Genomic DNA, 19,354 nt, shown 5'->3' with positions numbered 1-19,354 from the left:
ACAGCGTAGGTCGTCGGGTCAGCTCCCGGCCGACGGGTCGGTCATCGGCAGCGAGGGATCGGCCGACCATTCCATGAGGCTGCCGTCGTAGACTGCCACGCCCTCATGCCCGAGCAGCGCCAAGCAGAACGCGTCGACGGTCGCAGCGATGGCACCGCCGCAGTACGTGATGATCGAGTCGTGCTGGAGGAGCCCGGCCTCGCTCAGCAGTCGGCGCATCGTGTCGGCATCGACGAAGGCTGCGGTCTCCTCGGTGATCATCGAGCGGAAGGGTACGTTCACCGCACCGGTGATATGGCCACCACGAGGACCGTAGGCCGTGCCGGTGCCATCAAAGCTGTCGGCCGTGAGCGCATCGACGATACAGGTGGGGGCCGTGGTGGCAGCGAGGACGTCGTCCTTGGTCGCTCGCACCCGCTCCCACCCCGAGGCGACGGCGAACGGTGATGTACCGGTGCGAGGCACTGCGTCCTCCGTGCTCAGCGGTCGGCCCTCGGCCTCCCACTGCTCGATCCCTCCGTGCAGGATGGCGCAGTCCACGCCCATGTGGTGCAGAGTCCACCACGCACGGGTGCACCACATCGTGCCCGAATCGATGCCGGCCCGAGGCGTGCGAGCGACGATCACCACCCGGGTGTCGTTCTCGATGCCGAAGCCGGCCATGGTCGCCACGAACGAGGCCTCGCTCAGCCACATCCAGGGCAGCTCGGCCTCGGGGGCGGACAGCACGCCCTTCCCGGCAGCCGAGTCGAAGAACAACGAGCCGGGGATGTGGCCGAGGTCGTAGCACTCGGCCCGTGCGCGGTTCTCGAGCTTCGAGGTCAACTTGGCGGTGACATCGAGCACCACCACCTCATCGAGGTGCGCGGCCAGCCAGTCGGTGGTGACCAGATACTCGGGATGGGCGAAGTCCACGGCCGTTCTCCTCAGCGTGTGGTGGGACGACGGATGAGCCGACCCGGTCGCTCGCCGGTGTCGGCGCCATCGGCCCGCGTCTGGACGCCGTTGACGAACGTGGCGACGTAGCCCGTGACCGGCTGGAGGAACCGCCAACCACCGGCCGGGAGGTCGTTGGTGGCGACCGGACGGTGCACGGCGAGGCGGTCGAGATCGACCACGTTGACGTCGGCCCGCATCCCCGGCTCCAGCGTCCCTCGGTCGGTGAGGCCGTAGAGACGAGCATTGCGCCGAGTCTGTTTCTCGACGAGGAACTCGATCGGCAGCCGTTCACCCCGGGACCGGTCTCGGACCCAGTGGGTCAACTGCGTGGTCGGCGCGGTGCCGTCGCAGATCAGCTTCACGTGGGCGCCTGCATCGGCCAATCCCGTGACGGTGGCGGGGTGCACCAGCATCTCCCGGATGGCATCGAGGTTGCCGTCGACGTAGCCGGCACCCATCAGTGACGCCACATTGGTGCCGTCGCCTTCGGTGAGGAAGTCGTACATGGCCTCTTCGAGGCTGACACCGAGCGCCGCGGCCCGAGCCTCGAAACTCTGGTCGGCATCGGGCTCGTAGTCAGGTCGGTGGTCAGCTGGGAACATGCGACCGATCGAGAGTTGGAGGCTGAGGTACAGGCTCTCCATCGACCCCTCGTTGTGGGGTGCGATGTCGTCGTCGGCCAGGACCGCCGCCTTCACCTCCGGATCTCGCATCGCTGCTGCTCGCTCCGCAACCGGGAGATCGGCGAGCTCGAGATAGCGACGGCGCCGCATGAACGGGTGATAGCCGCCGAGGTTCGACAGCAGCCCGATCGGACGGGACGCGACCTGCGGATACAGCTGCGCGCCGGCGGCGTTCTGCGCCTCGGCAAAGGCCAGGACCTCTCGCCACGCCTCGGGATAGTCACGGCTCTGCACCGTGGTGAACGTGGTCTTGACGCCGCTGGTGCGAGAGATTTCGGCCAGCAGCGCGAGTTCGTGCTCCTGTGAGAACCGCTCACCACCGAAGGCCGCCATGGCACCGATGGATGCCGAGGTGATCGCCTCGAACACCCCGCCGCCACCGTCGACCATGCCCTGCACGAGTTCGGACAACTCCTCGTTGGTGGCGTAGGTGCCGGGGACGGCGGTGCCGTCGATCGAGCGGTGGAAGATCGTCCGAGACGTGGAGAAGCCGAGCACACCGGCTGCTGCCGCCTCGGCGACGACGCGACGCATCTCGGCAATGTCGGCCTCGGTGGCGTCGTCGTTGCGGACGCCTCGCTCCCCCATCACGGCGAAACGAAGCGCACCGTGCGCGAGCTGCGCACCGACGTCGAGGGCGTAGGACCGCTGACCGAGGAAGTCGAGGTACTCCGGGAAACTCGACCACGCGCCCCACGGCACACCCTCGTGCAATGCGCTGCCGGGGATGTCTTCGACCCCCTCCATGAGTTCGATCAGCGTCTGCTCCTCGCCGGGTGGGCACGGGGCAAAGCCGACGCCACAGTTCCCCATCACGAGCGACGTGACGCCGTTGGAGAACGACGGATCGAGGGTGTCGTCCCATGTCGCCTGCCCGTCGAAGTGGGTGTGCACGTCGACCCAGCCGGGAGCAACGATGGCGCCATCGGCATCGACCACTCGGCTGCCGTCGAGTCCGGGACCGACGGCGGTGATCCGTCCACCATCGATGCCCACATCGGCCGACCGCTGCGGCGTGCCGGTGCCGTCGACGACGACACCGCCCTTGATGACCACCTCATGTCCCATACTTCGTCCCCTTGTCGTGCTACTCATGCTCGAGCTGACGTGGCTCGAGTTTGGCACGTTCGGGCCACTGCCACCCCAACGACGGTAAATGTCCGTACAATGCGCTCCATGTTTGCACCTCGCTCGCTCGCCGCCGTCCTCGTCGCTCTCCTCACCCTCGCCTCGGCCTGCGGAGGTTCGTCCTCCGACGCAACGGCCAGTCCCGACGCCGGCACGAGTGCCGCCGCAGCCGACGACAGTGCATCCGAGGGCACACCGGGCGTGCGGGTCGTCAGCGTCGACGACGCACTGGCCATCGCCGAGAACCCGCCTGCCGACCTGGTGATCCTCGACGTGCGCACGGCCGACGAGTTCGCCGAGGGACACCTCGAAGGGGCGATGATGATCGACTTCTACGCCGAGGACTTCGCTGCCCAGCTCGGCGAGCTCGATCCCACCGTGCCCTACTTGCTGTACTGCCGCTCGGGCAATCGCAGCGGTCAGGCCGCCGCCATGATGGCCGACCTCGGTTTCGTCGACGTGGCCGATGTCGACGGTGGGATCAGCGCCTGGACGGGCAAGGGCTTCCCGGTGGTCAAGTGAGCTCGCCGTCCGATCGCCCCGATCCCGCCGCCGTCTGGGAGGCCCGCTACGGCGCCGACGACGACTACTGGTACGGCACCGAACCCAACGACTTCCTCGCGGCGTCGGCTGTCACCCTCCCGATCGGCGACGTCCTGTGTCTGGCCGACGGCGAGGGCCGCAACGGCGTCCACCTGGCCAGGCTCGGTCACCGGGTCACGTCGGTCGACCTGACCTCGTCGGGCATGGCCAAGGCCGCCCGGTTGGCGGCCGACCGTGGCGTGCCGCTCACCACCGTCGTCGCCGACCTTGCCACCTTCGACCTGGGCGTTGCGAGGTGGGACCTGATCGTTTCGATCTTCGCCCACACCCCACCTCCGATCCGGGCTCGAGTCCACGGCGCACTCGCCACCGCCCTGCGGCCCGGCGGCCGCCTCATCCTCGAGGCGTACACGCCGGACCAGATCGGCCGAGGCACCGGCGGTCCACCCGTCCCCGAACTGACGATGACCCTCGCCGGTCTCCGCAACGAACTCGTTGGACTCACGATCGAGCACGGCGAGGAATTCGTCCGGCCGGTGATCGAGGGTCCTGGCCACACCGGTGATGGTGCGGTCGTGCAAGTGCTCGCCAGCCGCCCCGGCTGACTCGATCAGTCCTCGATCTCGACGTCGCTGACCGTGGAGTCCTCGGCATCGATGGTCTGCTCGAAGTCCTCGTTGAACGAGTCCTCGGTGTCGAACGAATCATCGATCGAGTTGTCGGTCTCGAAGCTGTCGACGATGTCGGTCTCGATCTCGACATCGACCGACTCGTCGACATTGAACGAGTCGTTGGTCGAGTTGTCGACAACCGCCGTGCCCTCGACGCTCTCGTCGTTGAACGAATCGTTCACCGAGTTGTCGATCGTGGTGTCGTTGTCCTGATTGGCGTTGGACCCGCCGCCGAAGGCGATCTGGGTGTCGCCGTCGCCCCCGATCGCTGCGTCCTCGGCATCGACCACGTCGCCCGAACCGAAGCCGGCGTTGACATCGTCGGATCCCTGGACGGTCTGATTGCCGTCGCCGATCACGGCGTCGCCGTCGACGTCGATGTCGGAGTCGACGTTGCCATCACCGATCGTGTTGCCACTGCCCTCGATGTTGTTGACGATGTTGTCGTCGCCGACGACCGCGCCCTCGGCCGAACCATCGGCGATGATCCCCTCGTTCACACCGGTCGACACGACACCGTCGTTCGCTCCGTCGAACGCCACGGCGCCATCACCGGTTGCGATGTTGGCATCGTCGATGTCGTCGCCGGCCGCCACTGCGGCGTCGCCGGTGGCGACACCGGTCTGGTCGCCACCCGCTGCTGCCGAACCAGCGCCCTGGGCGCTGACGTTGGTCGACTCGTCGGTGACCTCGAGATCACCATGGACCTCGCCCTCCACGTCGAGGTCGACGTGACGGGCGTTGTCGACGATGTTCTGAGTGATCTCGGTATTGGTCTCGTAGACGGTCGAGACGTAGCGATTGACGGTCTCCTCGACGACGTCCATGGGCGGCGGGGTTGGCGGCACCACCGCAGGCGGAACCGCCACCGGCGTCGAGCCACCAGGTGTGGCGGCGACCGGTATCGCCGACGGCCCGGCGGGCGCCGGGGTCGACCCACCAGGTGCCGACGAGGATACCTCGGGCTTCGGCGCGCTCGGAGCGCCGGGAGCCTGCGGGCTCGAGGGCGACGGCGAAGGTGCCAACGGACGTCCGGCGACCTGCGGCGGCATCATGCCCTTCGCCACATCGAGCACCATCTCACCGAACTCCTGGGTGGCGGCGACCTCGGGGTCGACGTCGTTGAAGGCCAGCCAGCCCTCGGGGTCCTTCGAGTACTCGAGCGCTTCGGACTCGTCGCCGAACAGCTTCTCGAAGGCCTGGACGACCACGTCGCGTGCGGTATCGGGCGCGCTCGAATCGGGTTCGGGTGTGGGCTCGGCCGCCGGTGGCGGCTCCTCGATCACCTCGGCGACCGTGACCGGCGCAGGCTCGGGCGCCTCCACTGGTTCCGGGGCGTCAGTACCGGTGTTGATCACGCCATTGTTCTCGCCGTCGAAGGCGACTGCGCCATCGCCGGTGGCGATGTTCGAGTCTTCGATGGTCCCGCCGGCCGCAACCGCACCATCGCCGGTGGCCACACCGATCTGGTCACCGCCCGCCGCCGAACCGGCGCCGGAGGCGGTCACGTTGACGGACTCATCGCTCACTTCGGTGTCGCCATGAACTTCACCATCGATGTTGAGATTGATGGTCCGGCTGTTGTCGACCTGGTGGTCCTCGACGACGGTGACCTCGTCGATCGCTTCGCCCGCCTCGGGCGCGTCAGCAGTCAGTTCTTCAGCCATGTCGTTCCCTCCGAACACTCCGGCACGTAGCGGCGCTGTCGATCACCGGCACGCTGCTTCCCCCTCGGGATGCCATGTCACTTTGACACGTTCTCCCTGCCCGTACCAGGGGGAGACCCCCGTCGCGTTCGCGCCGATCACGGGGATCATGGCGCAGCGGTCGAACGAGGGAGTCAGAGGGCTCGAGCGGGAACGCCGGCCACGGTCGCACCATCCGGCACGTCCTTTCGCACCAGCGCCCCGGCGCCGACGGTGACGTCGCGTCCGATACGCACGCCAGGCATCACCGTGGCACCAGCAAACACCGTCGACCGGTCACCAATCTCGACACCACCGCAAAGCGTTGCCGACGGGCTGATCGTGACCAGATCGCCGAGGCGGTCGTCGTGACTCAGCACCGCGCCGGTGTGGACAAGGCAGCCCTGGCCGACGATGACGTTCGCCGTGATCCGCACACCCGGCGACACGATGGTGCCAGCTCCCAGCTCGACCCATGGCCCGATCGTGGTGTCGGCGTGAACGAGCGTCGGGCGGTGGTGAAGGTCCTGCAGTGCTTGGGCTCGGTCGGCGATCGAGCCACCGGCAACGACGAGTCCGATCCGTCGCTCATCGAGGTTCGAGCCCGGAGCCAGGCCCGACCGCTCCTCGAGATCGTCGAGCGACGGGGCCACCGGCACACCGACTCGGCGGGCGAGTTCGCCGACCAGATCGACCGATCCCGCGGCAACGACACCCACGATCTCCGTCTGCGTCGAGCCCTCCGCCGGGTTCGCCACGATGGCGATCACCTCACCCAGGTAGCCGGAGGTGGCGACGACGATGACGGGCACGACCATGGGCGGATCGTAGTCATGGTGCGGCCACGGCTCGACCGACCGAGCGAAACCTCCCGCAGGGCTCCCACCAGCGACAGCGAAGGACTATGTTCGGGCGGAACACAGTTGGGATCGACGGACGCTCCCACCTGACCGGGAAAAGGACACCTCGACACATGCTGCGGAATCAGAACGACGCGAAGGCCAACCGCATTCATTCCATCGACCTGTTCAAGGAGGCCGACAAGAAGGCCATCGAACATCTCGAGCAGGCTGCCGACGAGGTCACGGTCAAGGCCGGCACGGTCGTCATCACCCAGGGCCAGCGCCACAACGAGGGCTACCTCCTGCTCGAGGGCACCGTCGCCGTTGAGGTCGACGGTGAGCACGTCGCCGACATCGGCGCCGTCGAGGTCTTCGGCGAAATCGGCCTCTTCGCCAACACCCCAGCGTCGGCCACGATCCGGGCCACCACCGACCTCAGCCTGATGGTCATCCCACACAACCGCTTCGACCAGATCCTCGACGACAACCCGGCCCTCACCAAGGCCGTCGCCAAGAAGCTCGCGATGCGGCTGCACGAGATGGACGCGCACCACGGCGAGGGTCGCCACTAGCGCGAACCTCGACCCGGTCATCGACGTGCCGAGCCCCCAGAGCTCGGGCTTGTTGCTCTACCGCTGGCAAGGCGAACGGGTTCAGCTGCTGATCGCCCACATGGGCGGGCCCTACTGGGCGAAGAAGCATGAACATGCCTGGTCGGTGCCCAAGGGACTCCACGAAGCGGATGAAGTCGATGCACTGGCCGTGGCCGAGCGCGAGTTCGCCGAGGAGATGGGTTCACCACCGCCCAGCGGCCCGACGCTCGACCTCGGGTCGAAGCGAGCCAGCGGCAAGACGCTCACGATCTTCGCCCGAGAGGGCGACTTCGACGAGACGTCGATCGTGAGCAATCACTTCGAACTCGAGTGGCCTCCGCGATCCGGGCAGATCCGGTCGTTCCCCGAGGTCGATCGGGTCGCCTGGGTCGACGACGATGAGGCGAGACAGCTGCTGGTGAAGGGCCAGGTCGAGTTCGTCGACCGGCTCCTCGCTGCTGTCTCGCCCCGATGACCGTCGGGATCAGGTGCGCTCGATGATGATGGCGGGCGCCATGCCGCCTGCGGCGCACATGGTGACCAAGCCGTAGCGCTGATCGCGGCGCTCGAGCTCGTCGAGCACGGTGCCGATGAGGATCGAGCCGGTGGCACCGATCGGATGGCCAAGCGCCATGGCGCCGCCGTTGACGTTGACCTTGTCGCGATCGAGCTTGAGGTCGCGCATGAACTTCTCCGACACGACGGCAAACGCTTCGTTGATCTCGAACAGGTCGATGTCGTCGATCGTGAGCCCGGCCTTCTCCAGGACCTTGCGGGCGGCCGGAACGGGAGCGTTCAACATGAGGGTGGGATCGTCGCCCATGTTGGCCATGGCAACGATGCGGCCCCGGGCCTTGAGGCCGTGCTTGGCTGCGTAGTCGGGGCTGGCCAACAAGATGGCAGCGGCACCGTCGACCACGCCCGACGAGTTCCCGGCGTGATGAACGTGTTCGATCTCGAGGTCGGGGAACTTCTGGGCGACGAGCTGACGGAAGGTGATGCCGTCCTCGCCCATCGGGTGGTCGGCAACGGCACCGAAGACCGGCTGCAGCTGGGCCAGCTTCTCGACCGTGGTGCCCGGGCGTGGGAACTCCTCGTGATCGAGGGCGAGCGAACCATCGAGGTTGTAGACCGGCACCACGCTCTTGTCGAAGCGGCCCTCGGCGATGGCCTTGGCTGCCCGAGCCTGGGACTCGGCGGCGTGGGCGTCGAGCGCCTCACGCGAGATCTTCTCGAGCGTGGCGATGGCGTCGGCGGCGACACCCTGGTGCGGCTGAGGGTGGATGTCGCGCAGATGCTGGTTGTTGGCGCCGAGGCCGAGCGCCCCGGTCTTCGGCAACGACATCAACTCGGTGCCACCGGCGATCACGAGATCTTCCATGCCGCTCATGACCATGCCGGCGGCGAAGTTCACGCTGGTGATGCCGGAACCACAGAACCGGTCGAGCGTTACGCCGCTGGCCTTGGTGTCGTAGCCGGCATCGAGGGCCGCCATCCGACCGATGTCACCACCCTGTTCGGCGACCTGCGCACTGGTGCCCCAGACGATGTCATCGACCTCGGAGGTATCGAGATTGTTGCGGTCGGCAAGTGCTTTGAGCACGGTTGCCGCCACGTGCTGGGGATGCAGATGGGCGAGTGAGCCCTTCCCCTGTTTGCCGATTCCACGCGGGGTTCGGCAGGCATCGATGATCAGGGCCTCAGGCACAACATTCTCCTCGTTCTGGTGCATGCGGCCGTTCGGAGGCCGTTCGCACATGCTTGGAGCAAACCGCGGCGGTGTCAAAACACGCCGACGACGCATCACGGGCCGCCGACGGCCGGCGCTCGCTCCCCCACGATCGGCTGGGCCTCGCTACCGTGGTCATGTCGGGGCCGTCTCGGCCCGTCACCGAATCCGAAGGACTCCCGTGCTCTGCGTCGTCTCGCCTGCAAAATCGCTCGACTACGAATCCCCGCTCGCCACGAAGAAGCGGAGCGAACCGATGATGCTCGAACGGGCCGGCGAGTTGGTGACGATCATGCGCACCAAGTCGGTCGACGACCTGCGCCAGCTCATGTCGATCTCGCAGCCGCTGGCCGAGCTCAACTTCGAGCGGTTCCAGGATTGGGAGCCGCCGTTCACACCCAAGAACGCTCGACCGGCCGTGCTCGCGTTCAACGGCGACACCTACCAGGGCCTCGATGCCGCGAACCGGTTCACCGAGCGGGACTTCACCCACGCTCAGAAAACGCTGCGCATCCTCTCCGGTCTCTACGGCGTGCTGCGCCCGCTCGACCTGATCCAGCCCTACCGGCTCGAGATGGGGTCGAAGGTCGCGAACCGCGCAGGACGTGACCTCTACGCGTACTGGCGACCCACGGTGACCGAGCAGCTCAATAGCGACCTCGCTGCCAGCCCCGGCGCCAACGCGCTCATCAACCTGGCGTCGACCGAGTACTTCGGGGCGGTCGACACGGCTGCGGTCGACGGCAAGGTCGTGACACCCATCTTCCTCGACGCCGATGCCGACGGCGAGTACCGAACCGTCGGCTTCTTCGCCAAGCGGGCACGGGGAACGATGGCCGGATGGATCATCACCGAGCGCATCAAGTCGGTGCGGGCGCTGCGCGAATTCACCGGCATGGGCTACCGCTTCGATCCCGAACGTTCGACGACTGATCAACCGGTCTTCGTGCGCTCGGGTCAGTAGCCCGAGGCGGCGACCGTCGCGTCGGGGCGACCGGGCCTCGCCCAAGGCTCAGAACAGCGACTCCTGCACCACAACCTCGGTCGAGCCGTGGTCGCCCAACTCGAGTTCGAGTCCGAACAATCGCCCGAGGTCGGCGACGAAGACATCCCCGTTGACGCGATTCCCGCCCGGACGACCAAAGGCCACGGCCCGGCCGACCACATCGAGGATCTCGAGCTGGTGGGCATCTTGGTCGAGCGGTAGCGGATAGCGATGCACGCGATCCCAGATCGGATGGTCGTGTGACGGCGCCAGCCAGTCGGTGTCGGCCGCGACGAACCTTGCATCGCCGGCGTGCTCGATGAGCCGATGCACCTTTGCGGCTGCCGCGTCGATGGCAGCCGCCAGTACGTGCTCCCGCTCGGCAGCCTCGAGCGCACTCGAGACGGCGAGTCCATCGAGTTTGCGTGTGATCGAGACCGACTGTGGGATGTCGAGCACCTCGGTGACGGCATCCTCGAGCTGACGGACAGCGACGCCGTCCGTCGCGTCGGCCACGAGGCAAGCTCGCCACGCTCCCTGTTCGGCCAGACGTTGCTGGGCCCGGGACGCCGTGGTGGTGCCCACTTTGAGCGAACCGTCACGAAAGCCTGCCAGGTAGAGGTGGTTCGGTTGCTGGAGGTGTTCGCGCACTGCCGGATCGATCATCGAGAGCTCGCGGGTGTGAGCGTGGTGCAGGCTGGCAGCGAACGTCGCCTCCGCCGCCGAGCACCGATCGCACCGCTTGCTGCCGGGCAGTGGCGGGCGGGTGCAGTCGAGGTAGTCGACCTTTGCGTTCCGGAACGGGACATGACCGAGGCAGACGCGTCGACCGGTCGGGCGGTAGTGCAACGACATCCCGACCAGCGGCTCGAGCACCGATGTCGATGATCGGCCGCGTCGCAGCCGGACTTCGGCCTGGCCCGACCGCCAAGAGACACCGAGGAGTACCGCCACATCGGCGGGTGGCATCGGTCCGAGATCGTTGCCTCCCGGTTCCAGCGAGACGCGGCGGGTCAGGTCGGCGGTCGGGTCGAGGCTGTCGTGATAGTCGGGGCGATCGAGGTGTTTGATGGTTTCGAGTATGGCCCAGGCGACGGGTGGCGCCGCGTTCGCCGAACCGGTCTGGTCGCCTGTTGTAGGGTGCGCTCGTGCCCGAGCAACTGCAGCACTACGAGGTCGGCAACGTCTCGATCACTCAGGTCGTCGAGCGAGTCACGGCGGTGCCTCGCGACGCCATCGTTCCTGACATCACCGACCACCACCTCGACACCGCGCCCTGGACAGCTCCGTATTTCACCGACGATGGGCGCCTGCTGTTGTCGAACCACACGTTCGTCGTGCGCAGTGACGACACCGTCATCGTGGTCGACACCTGTGTCGGTACGGCGCTCCCCCGCCCACTCCCAGGCGACGATACGTTCCTCGATCGCCTTCGCAATGCGATCGACGGGGGCCTCGATGCGGTCGACGTCGTGCTGTGCACGCACCTCCACTTCGATCACGTCGGGTGGAACACGGTGCGGGTTGACGATCGTTGGGTGCCGACGTTCCCGAACGCTCGCTATCTCATCGCCGCCACCGAACTCGACCATGTGCGTCGCGACGATCACATGGGTGTCCTCGAACCGTCGGTCCAACCGCTCCTCGACGCCGGCCTGGTCGATGCCGTAGCCACCGACCACCGGGTGACCTCCGAGGTACGACTGCTACCGACACCGGGGCACACGCCCGGACACGTCTCGGTGACGATCGAGTCGGCAGGCCGGCGTGCGACCATCACGGGCGACGCCGTCCACTCACCGCTGCAGTTCACCTACCCCGAGCTGGCCGCCTCTCGATTCGATCACGACAGCATGCAGTCCACCGAGACCCGACGGGCGTTGATCGAGGCCCACGCCGACGTCGACGTGCTCGTGCTGGGCACGCACTTCGCTCCGCCGGCAGCCGGCCATCTCCACACGGTCGACGGCACCGTCCGGTTCCTCGGCCAGGCCACACCGCCGGCGGGTTGACCGGCTATGCCGAGGCTGCCATCGACTCCGAGCGATGGTGGCCCGACGACCCGGTGAGCACCACCGGCGGAGCCTGCGGTGCAACCGAGTCGGGCAGCGGATCGGAGGCGTAGACGTCGACGTAGGTCTGGCCCGACAGCTCGGCGACCTCAAACATCACCTCGTCGGTGATCTGGCGCAGCACACGACGATCGTCTTGCCGATTGCGATAGCGGCTCACATCGATCGGCCGACCGATGTGGATCTCGCAGGGCACACCGGTGACCGGCTTGACCGTGTCGACCGGCTGGATGCGGTCGGTGCCGCGGATGCCGACCGGGATGATCGGCGCACCGGTGCGCAGGGCGAGACGTGCCGCCCCGGTGCGCCCCTTGTGCAGGTAGCCGGTGCGGGTGCGGGTGCCCTCGGGGTAGATGAGGAACAGGTCGCCACGTTCCAGCGATGCCGCAGCGGCGTCGAGCGCTGCTTGGCTGGCGGACCCGCCGGCGCGATCGATCGGGATCATGCCAGTGGCGGGGAACAGGAACTTGGTCTTCCAGCTGTCCATGTAGTCGGACTTGCCGACCGCAAGGGTGCGCCTCGGCATGAGTGTGGTGATGAACACCGAGTCGATGAACGCCACGTGGTTCGGCGTGATGAGCGCCGGGCCGGTCTTCGGGATGTTCTCCAGCCCGACGACCTTCAGGTCCCACAGCTTGTGCGCGAGCGGCTGCATGACCTTCTTGAACGGGGCCTGGAGCCAGCCCGTCTCGAGACTCATGGCTTCACCTCCGATGCTCCGGTGGCGATCGTTCGTGCGGGTCCCCCTCGACTCGTCATCTCAGATCAGGTCCCTTCGGATCGGCTTGCCACTCGGCGCGATCGGCAACTGATCGACGACATGGAGTTCGCTCGGACACTTGTAGCGAGCGATCTCCATTCGACAGAAGTCGACCACGTCGTCGAGGGTCGGCGCCGTTGCCCCGTTGGCCAACGTGACGTAGGCGACGATGCGTTCGCCGCGTGCGTCGTCGTCGCGTCCGACGACGACGCACTGATCGATCGAGGGGTGCTGCGCCACCACCTCTTCCACTTCGAACGGATAGACGTTGAACCCGGACACGATGATGAGGTCCTTGGCCCGGTCGACGAGGTAGAGGAAGCCGTCTTCGCTCATGACGCCGACGTCACCGGTGCGAAGCCAACCCTCGTCGTCGAGTACGGACTTGGTGGCCTCCTCGTCACCCCAGTAGCCGGCGAACACGTTCGGGCCCCGCACCTTGACGGCTCCGGAGTCGTCGAATGGTGCGACCTTGTCGTCGTAGTCGACGACCACGACCTCGATGCCGGGGAACGCCATCCCCACCGACCCTTGCCGGACCGGGCCGCCGATCGATGCCGTGGCCAACGAAGCCGTCTCGGTGAGGCCGTAGCCCTCTCGCAGTTCGACGCCGAACCGGTTCTTGAAGTCGTTGAACAGCGCCTTGGGCAGCGCCGACGCCCCGCTGGTCATGCGCTGGATGGTCGCGAACGTGGTGCCATCGACCGCTTCGTTGTCGACCAGGGCTCGCCACATGGGCGGCACGCCGGGGAACAGGGTGACACCGTGCTCGACGACGAGGTCGGCGGCCCCCACCGGATCGAACCGGCCCATGAGCACGACCGTACCCCCGGCTCGCAGCGTCGTGAAGAGGCACACGTTGAGCCCGTAGACGTGCGAGAGCGGCAGGGCGACGAGGTTCACCGTCTCGGGACCGACACTGGCGTCGGCGTGGGCCATCAGGGCCTCTTGGACGAAACGCAGGTTGCGATGGGTGAGCATGGCTGCCTTCGGCGGACCGGCGGTGCCGCTCGTGAACAGCGTGATGGCCACATCGTCGGGCGACGAATCGTGGGGTTCGGCGTAGGGCGCATCGGCCAGGGCGTCCACACCGGGAACGATCGTGCCCGCCGGGGTGGCGAGATCGATGGCCAGGCCGGCCGGTGGTTCGCTGCCGACCAGGAGCAACCGGGCGTCGACGGTGGCGATCTGGCGCTCGAGCTCGTGCAGCGGGCTCGAAGGATTGAGCACCGTGGCGATCATCCCGCCGCTGGCGACCGCCAGAAGCGACACCACCGACGACCTGGTGTTGCCGCAGAGAATGGCGACCCGATCACCTGGTGCGACGCCGGCGGCGACGAGGCCGGCTCGGGTCTGATCTCGCAGAACCCGCAGTTCGGCGTAGGTGGTGTGTTGGCCACCCTCGATCAGCGCCGTGGCGTCATCGGGGTGTCCGTCGAGAATTGAGACAATGGTCACATCTGACACGGTACACCACGCTCGGTGAGGCGACGATTCGTTGATCTCGATTTGTCGTCATGCCGGTGTTGTGGTTGCGTCCCACCATGCAGACCCCGCCGCTGACGAACTCGCAGCCCGCCACCGACATCCTCGACCCGGCCTGGTGGCAGTCGAACCCCCAAGACGACTTCCGTGCACTCCGGGCGCACCCCGGACTCTGGCGGGACGAACGGAGCGGGATGTGGCTCGCCGCTCGGCACGCCGACATCCTCGCCGTCGAGCGCGATGCCGAGACCTTCGCCAGCCGTGAAGGCGACGCCGGCCAGTACCGACTCCAGCCGTCGGAGTACGAGGCGACCATGATCTCGAACAACGATCCCGTTCACCTCGAACAGCGCCGCATGATCAATCGCCGCTTCACGCCGCGCGCGGTGCGCACCCACGTCGACCACTACCAGGCCCTGGTCGACGGGCTGGTCGATGCCGCTATCGCCGAGCACGAGCAGTCCGGTTCGGTCGAGGTCGTGGACGCGCTCGCCGCCCAGTTGCCCTGCCGAGTGACCGCCGAGCTGATCGGCTTTGGCGAGGAACGCTGGCCCGAGGTCAAGAGCTGGTCCGAACGCCAGATGCGGATCGACTCCCGCTACGACGATCCGGCGATCTACGAGGATCTCAACAACAGCATCTCGGAGTGGGCCGTCGTCATGCAGGAGTTGCTGCCCGAGCGGGCCGCCGCGCCGGCCGACGATCTGTTCTCCGATTGGCTGGCTGCCGGCATGGCGCCGATGACCATGGTGCAAGAGACCGGGCTCATGATCGCCGGCGGTGCCGAGACGACCCGCACGGTCATCGCCCACGGGCTACGTGCGTTCGTCGATCACCCAGACCAGTGGGAGTACCTCGCCGAGGATCCCTCACGGGTAGCACTGGCCGTCGAGGAACTGATCCGCTGGGTCACCCCGCTGAACAACATGTTCCGCATCGCCACCGTCGACACCGAGATCGCAGGAACACCGATCGCTGCCGGCGACCGGGTCGTATTGGTGTATCCGGCGGCGAATCGTGACGAGACCGTGTTCGACGACCCCTATCGATTCGACGTCACCCGCGACCCCAACCCCCACCTGTCGTTCGGGCACGGCACCCACTTCTGCCTGGGCGCCAACCTGGCCCGCGTCGAGTTGCGGCTGTTGTTCGAGACGCTCGTCCGGCGCGTGACCGGCCTGCGAGTCGTGACCGAGCCCAACGTCGAGCCGAACATCTTCGCCCGGGCCGTCACCCGCTTCGACCTGGCCTTCACCCTCCGCTGACCCCCACCGAACTCGAGCCCCCGCCCCGCCGCGCCCCAAGCGACCCGAACTCGAGACGAGGAGCGACAACCCCCACCGAAGTCGAGACCCAGAGCGACAAACTCCTCCGAACTGGAGACGAGGAGCGACACTTCTGTCGCCGCGGGTCTCGAGAACGATGGGGTGTGTCGCTTGGGGTCTCAGCTACTGACGGAGGACGGCGACGGGGACCTCACCCGAGCGGTCGAGATCGACCGACAGACCGACCAGGTCGTCGGACAGGAGGGCCGTGAGGGTGTCGGCGTCGGTGATGGCAGCGAAGGTACGACTGCCGGTGGGATCGAGTACGGCCACGACCGCTCGCTCGGGCGACCCGTCGTGGGTGAAGACCACCGAGTAGGTCTCGATGGTTCCCTCGGTCGCCGGCTCGACCGGATCGTCCCGCTTCGGAAGGGAATCGACGGCGTCCTGCACTCGTTCGGAGCGGTAGGGACCATCGGACGGATACGACGCAACGACCGCCGCCGAGTGCTTCGTGAAAAAGCCGCCGTTGCCGGTGAGCACCGCGACCTGCTCGCCTTCTGCCGCTCGCAGCAACTCGACCGACCGGGCGAGTGCGTGCAAGCAGTAGCTGTTCAGCGGGCCGCCGAAGAACGTGAGACCACCGGTGATGGTCCAGGCGCGGTCGGGGTCGATGCCGAGCTCGCGCTGGGCCACCTGTACCGCTGCGGGGAAACACGAGTAGAGGTCGAGCAGGTCGGCGTCGTCGACCGTGATCCCTGCGAGTTCGGTCGCCTTGGTGACCGACAGTCGCATGGCCGGCGACTCGGCGAGCGACCACCGACTCGTGAGGTACCAGTGGTCGGCGGCGCCGCTCCCCGACCACGGGAAGACCCAGTGCTCGCGTGGCACGCCAACGGCCTCGGCGACCTCGGCGGAACAGATGACCACTGCGGCCGCCTGGTCGACATTGATGTTCGACGTCATCAGCTTCGGGTAGGGGCTCGACACCATCCGGTTCCCTGGCCCGACGGTGCGAATCTCCTCGGCGGTGCTGGGGTCGGTGAACCACGCCGAGGGGTTGTCGGCTGCGACCGCACTCCCCTTTGCCCAGAGCTCCGCGACACGCTCGATGTGCTCCTGCGGGGCCTCGCCGCGATCGTGGCGCAGCGCCGTCTCGGCCATGGCGTAGAAGCTGACGGCGGAGCTGACGCCGGCGGCCCGCTCGGTCTCGGTCAGCATTTCCTTGCCGGCGACGCCGTACATGTGATCGGGCGCAGCGCCCTCGCGCTCGGTGATGAACTCGGAGTCTCGGCCGGCCGCTCGGTCGGCGCGTCGGGTACGCAAGGTTTCGGCCGAGCAGATCACGGCTACGTCGAGGTCGCCGTTCTGGATGTCTCTCGCCGTGGCGGCCAACAGGTCGTAGACCTCGTTCCCACCGATGGGTGTCATGGTGGTGGTGACCCGCCCCTCACCCTCGACGGGGAGCGACAATCGCTCGGCCACGGCATACCCAGGGTCGACATAGGGCCAGATCCCGCCGACCACCCGGATGGACTGGATCCGCTCTCGGACCGACGGTGTGCCGGTGTCGGCCAACGCCGCCTCGGCGACACGAGTCATGAACTCGACCGGCTCGGCCTTGCCGCTGCGGTCGTTGAGTTGGGCGGCACCGATCAGGACGGGCGTCCGGGGGTCCATCAGGATCTCCGTTGGGTTGATTCGCCGGCGTGGCGGGCGATGGTTCGAACGGTGGGCTGGTTCCCATCGATGGCACAGTGCCGGTGGGAGACAGTGACCGTAGTGAGCGCGCCGCCTGATTACGAGCTGAGCCAGTGCGGGGGCTCCTGCCCACCTGGGCTAGCCTTCCCGGCGTTCGATCCCGGCTGACGACCGTTCGCCGACGACCAATGAAGGTGCCGAGATGTCCACGATCAACGACGAGACCCACGAACTGTTCCGCGACAGCTTCCGCTCGTTCGTCAACGACCGCATGCTCCCCCACTACGACCAATGGGAGGCCGACGGCATCATGGACCGATCCGTCTATGCCGAGGCCGGCAAGCACGGGTTCGTCGGAATGGCGATTCCGGAGCAGTACGGCGGCGGTGGCACCAAGGACTTCCGATTCAACGCTGTCATCAGTGAAGAGCTGGCGAACGCCGGCATCGGGGGCGCCGGGCTGGGCATTGGCCTGCACAACGACATCACGACGCCGTACTTCATCGAGTACTGCAACGAGGAGCAGGCGGCGCGCTGGTTGCCGGGTATCGCGAGCGGCGAGCTCATCACGGCGATCGCCATGACCGAGCCGGGAACCGGCTCCGACCTCGCCTCGATCGCCACCAGCGCCGTACGAGATGGCGACGAGTTCGTCATCAACGGGGCCAAGACCTTCATCACCAACGGCATCAACTCCGACGTCGTCATCGTCGTCTGCCGCACCGGTGAGGGCCGGGCCGGACTGTCGCTGATCGTGGTCGAGCGAGGGATGCCCGGCTTCGAGCGAGGGCGCAACCTCGACAAGATCGGCCAACACTCCGCCGACACTGCCGAGCTGTTCTTCTCCGACGTGCGGGTGCCGGTGGCCAACCTCCTGGGTGAAGAGGGCCGGGGCCTCGAGTATCTGTCGTCGAACCTGGCCCAGGAGCGGTTGTCGATCGGGGTCAACGGGCTCCATACCGCCCGGGCCGCGTTCCGATGGACGGTGGACTACGTGAAGGAACGCACGGCGTTCGGCAAGGCGATCGGGTCGTTTCAGAACACCAAGTTCGTGCTGGCCGAGGTGAAGACCGAGATCGACGTCACCGTGCCGTTCATCGAGCAGTGCATCACGAAGCTCAACGCCGGGGAGCTGTCGGCCGCCGAGGCCGCCCAGGCCAAGCTGTGGGCCTCGGAGCTGCAGGGCCGCACGCTCGATCGCTGCCTCCAGTTCTTCGGCGGCTACGGCTACACCTCGGAATACCCGATCGGTCGGGCCTACGCCGATGCCCGGGTCACCCGCATCTACGGCGGCACGTCCGAGATCATGAAGACGATCATCGCCAAGGAAATCCTCTAACCCAGCCCCGACGGCCACCCGCCCAACCTCAGGGCCTCGCAACATCTCCAGAAAACCTCAGGGGCTGCCAGCAGCCGGCTGCTGGTAGCCCCTGAGGTTTTCTGTGATTGCTGGCAGCCCCTGCACCTTTCGCAGGGCCTCGTGCCGGGGGCAGTGGGCCGGACGCTAGGAGGCGGGGGCGACCCAGAACGAGGTGCTGTGGGCGACGAGGGTGCCGTCGGCGTCGAAGATGCAGGAGCCGGCGCCCCGTTTGCGACCGTCCCAGTCGTCGGGATGGAGGCCGTTCCACGACACGACGGCGTACGACGCCTCGACTCGGACATCATCGAGGATTTCGACTTCGTACTGGACCGTCACTGCGCCGGAGCGATCGGGGTCCTGGCCGACATAGAAGCCCGACGAGCAATCGAGTACCGCCCAGATGGTCGGGGCATCGACGACACCGTCGGCATCTCCGACCCACGACGGCGGCGTCCAGTCGGTGGCATAGCGACCGGTGCCGTCGAGCAGCGGTCCGCTGTGGACACACATCGACTCGGGATGCGTTCCACACGAGAAGCAGAGCGGCGCCGGGTGGTCGGCCGAGCGGTACCGCGAACGAGCGTCGGCGGCGCCCTCGATCGACACCGGTTCGGTGGTGGCGAACTGCCGCGGCGCCGGGCGACCTTCGGAGACCACCCGCCACTCCCCCGCCTCATCGAGGCCAACCTGCCAGTGATCGTGGCCGACCTCGACCACCGACAGTTCCGTCTCGAGCGGAGCCGGTGAGCGAAGGCTCACCGTGAGCGCCCGGCCCACCGACGCTTCGAAGCGCGCCGAGGTCCATCCACCCTGACCGATCCCGGTCTGACCCTGAGCCCAGGTCGGGATCACGAACGAATCGAGCGGTGGGGCCGGCGGCGTCATGGACGACGATCCTGGTGCCGCCAACCGT

The 19,354-nt window shown here is 67.2% G+C and carries 18 protein-coding genes; 8 read left to right on the top strand and 10 right to left on the bottom strand.

Features of this window, described 5'->3' with window-relative positions:
* Nucleotides 1-18: 18 nt before the first annotated feature.
* The gene (locus tag R2733_18270) at nt 19-915 is read right to left on the bottom strand and encodes a rhodanese-like domain-containing protein (GenBank protein MEZ5378455.1); all 897 of its coding nucleotides are present in this window, start codon (nt 913-915) and stop codon (nt 19-21) included.
* Between the two features lie 11 nt (nt 916-926).
* Nucleotides 927-2,690, bottom strand: a complete 1,764-nt coding sequence (locus R2733_18265) for an amidohydrolase family protein (GenBank protein MEZ5378454.1) — start codon at nt 2,688-2,690, stop codon at nt 927-929.
* Nucleotides 2,691-2,798: 108 nt separating this feature from the next.
* Here R2733_18265 and R2733_18260 point away from each other — a divergent pair, with 108 nt between their 5' ends.
* Together R2733_18260 and R2733_18255 are read left to right on the top strand one after the other, a co-directional pair.
* Nucleotides 2,799-3,272 (top strand): rhodanese-like domain-containing protein, encoded by a 474-nt coding sequence (locus R2733_18260; GenBank protein MEZ5378453.1) that lies wholly within the window; start codon nt 2,799-2,801, stop codon nt 3,270-3,272.
* Nucleotides 3,269-3,898 carry a class I SAM-dependent methyltransferase gene (locus R2733_18255; protein ID MEZ5378452.1) on the top strand — a complete coding sequence of 210 codons (630 nt, stop codon included), beginning with the start codon at nt 3,269-3,271 and terminating at the stop codon, nt 3,896-3,898. Before R2733_18260 ends, R2733_18255 begins: the two co-directional genes overlap by 4 nt.
* Before the next feature lie 5 nt (nt 3,899-3,903).
* Here the strand turns inward: R2733_18255 and R2733_18250 are convergent, their stop codons facing one another.
* On the bottom strand, nt 3,904-5,631 hold the full coding sequence (locus R2733_18250) for a hypothetical protein (GenBank protein ID MEZ5378451.1): 1,728 nt from the start codon (nt 5,629-5,631) through the stop codon (nt 3,904-3,906).
* A 173-nt stretch (nt 5,632-5,804) separates the two neighbouring features.
* Nucleotides 5,805-6,467: a hypothetical protein gene (locus R2733_18245; protein ID MEZ5378450.1), complete on the bottom strand. Its 663-nt coding sequence runs from the start codon at nt 6,465-6,467 to the stop codon at nt 5,805-5,807.
* 155 nt (nt 6,468-6,622) lie between these two features.
* Between R2733_18245 and R2733_18240 the strand changes: the two genes are divergently transcribed.
* Nucleotides 6,623-7,063, top strand: coding sequence for a cyclic nucleotide-binding domain-containing protein (locus R2733_18240; GenBank protein MEZ5378449.1), 441 nt, complete (start codon nt 6,623-6,625; stop codon nt 7,061-7,063).
* A 25-nt stretch (nt 7,064-7,088) separates the two neighbouring features.
* Complete coding sequence (locus R2733_18235; GenBank protein MEZ5378448.1) at nt 7,089-7,559, top strand: NUDIX domain-containing protein; 471 nt, start codon at nt 7,089-7,091, stop codon at nt 7,557-7,559.
* Nucleotides 7,560-7,568: 9 nt separating this feature from the next.
* Here the strand turns inward: R2733_18235 and R2733_18230 are convergent, their stop codons facing one another.
* Nucleotides 7,569-8,792: an acetyl-CoA C-acetyltransferase gene (locus R2733_18230; GenBank protein MEZ5378447.1), complete on the bottom strand. Its 1,224-nt coding sequence runs from the start codon at nt 8,790-8,792 to the stop codon at nt 7,569-7,571.
* Here R2733_18230 and yaaA point away from each other — a divergent pair.
* A complete protein-coding gene (gene yaaA / locus R2733_18225) occupies nt 8,773-9,777 on the top strand; it encodes a peroxide stress protein YaaA (protein MEZ5378446.1) in 1,005 nt (334 codons plus the stop codon). The two genes, R2733_18230 and yaaA, sit on opposite strands and share 20 nt — an antisense overlap.
* 48 nt (nt 9,778-9,825) lie before the next feature.
* On the opposite strand, the gene R2733_18220 is transcribed toward yaaA, so the two are convergent.
* Nucleotides 9,826-10,767 carry a DUF2797 domain-containing protein gene (locus R2733_18220; GenBank protein MEZ5378445.1) on the bottom strand — a complete coding sequence of 314 codons (942 nt, stop codon included), beginning with the start codon at nt 10,765-10,767 and terminating at the stop codon, nt 9,826-9,828.
* Between the two features lie 179 nt (nt 10,768-10,946).
* Between R2733_18220 and R2733_18215 the strand changes: the two genes are divergently transcribed.
* Nucleotides 10,947-11,810, top strand: coding sequence for an MBL fold metallo-hydrolase (locus tag R2733_18215; protein ID MEZ5378444.1), 864 nt, complete (start codon nt 10,947-10,949; stop codon nt 11,808-11,810).
* A 4-nt stretch (nt 11,811-11,814) separates the two neighbouring features.
* On the opposite strand, the gene R2733_18210 is transcribed toward R2733_18215, so the two are convergent.
* A complete protein-coding gene (locus R2733_18210) occupies nt 11,815-12,570 on the bottom strand; it encodes a lysophospholipid acyltransferase family protein (GenBank protein MEZ5378443.1) in 756 nt (251 codons plus the stop codon).
* Nucleotides 12,571-12,630: 60 nt separating this feature from the next.
* On the bottom strand, nt 12,631-14,088 hold the full coding sequence (locus R2733_18205; protein MEZ5378442.1) for an AMP-binding protein: 1,458 nt from the start codon (nt 14,086-14,088) through the stop codon (nt 12,631-12,633).
* A gap of 86 nt (nt 14,089-14,174) precedes the next feature.
* On the opposite strand from R2733_18205, the gene R2733_18200 reads away from it, so the two are divergent.
* Nucleotides 14,175-15,380, top strand: coding sequence for a cytochrome P450 (locus R2733_18200; protein ID MEZ5378441.1), 1,206 nt, complete (start codon nt 14,175-14,177; stop codon nt 15,378-15,380).
* Between the two features lie 183 nt (nt 15,381-15,563).
* Here R2733_18200 and R2733_18195 read toward each other — a convergent pair whose 3' ends face one another.
* Nucleotides 15,564-17,060, bottom strand: coding sequence for a hypothetical protein (locus R2733_18195; GenBank protein ID MEZ5378440.1), 1,497 nt, complete (start codon nt 17,058-17,060; stop codon nt 15,564-15,566).
* A 223-nt stretch (nt 17,061-17,283) separates the two neighbouring features.
* Between R2733_18195 and R2733_18190 the strand changes: the two genes are divergently transcribed.
* Nucleotides 17,284-18,420, top strand: coding sequence for an acyl-CoA dehydrogenase family protein (locus R2733_18190; GenBank protein MEZ5378439.1), 1,137 nt, complete (start codon nt 17,284-17,286; stop codon nt 18,418-18,420).
* Between the two features lie 165 nt (nt 18,421-18,585).
* Here the strand turns inward: R2733_18190 and R2733_18185 are convergent, their stop codons facing one another.
* Nucleotides 18,586-19,326, bottom strand: a complete 741-nt coding sequence (locus tag R2733_18185) for a hypothetical protein (GenBank protein MEZ5378438.1) — start codon at nt 19,324-19,326, stop codon at nt 18,586-18,588.
* Nucleotides 19,327-19,354: the final 28 nt, after the last annotated feature.

Source organism: Acidimicrobiales bacterium, from assembly GCA_041394265.1.
Lineage (GTDB): Bacteria > Actinomycetota > Acidimicrobiia > Acidimicrobiales > SZUA-35 > JBBQUN01.
Note: the sequence above shows the minus strand (reverse complement) of the source record. Positions and strands in the feature narration are given on the sequence as shown.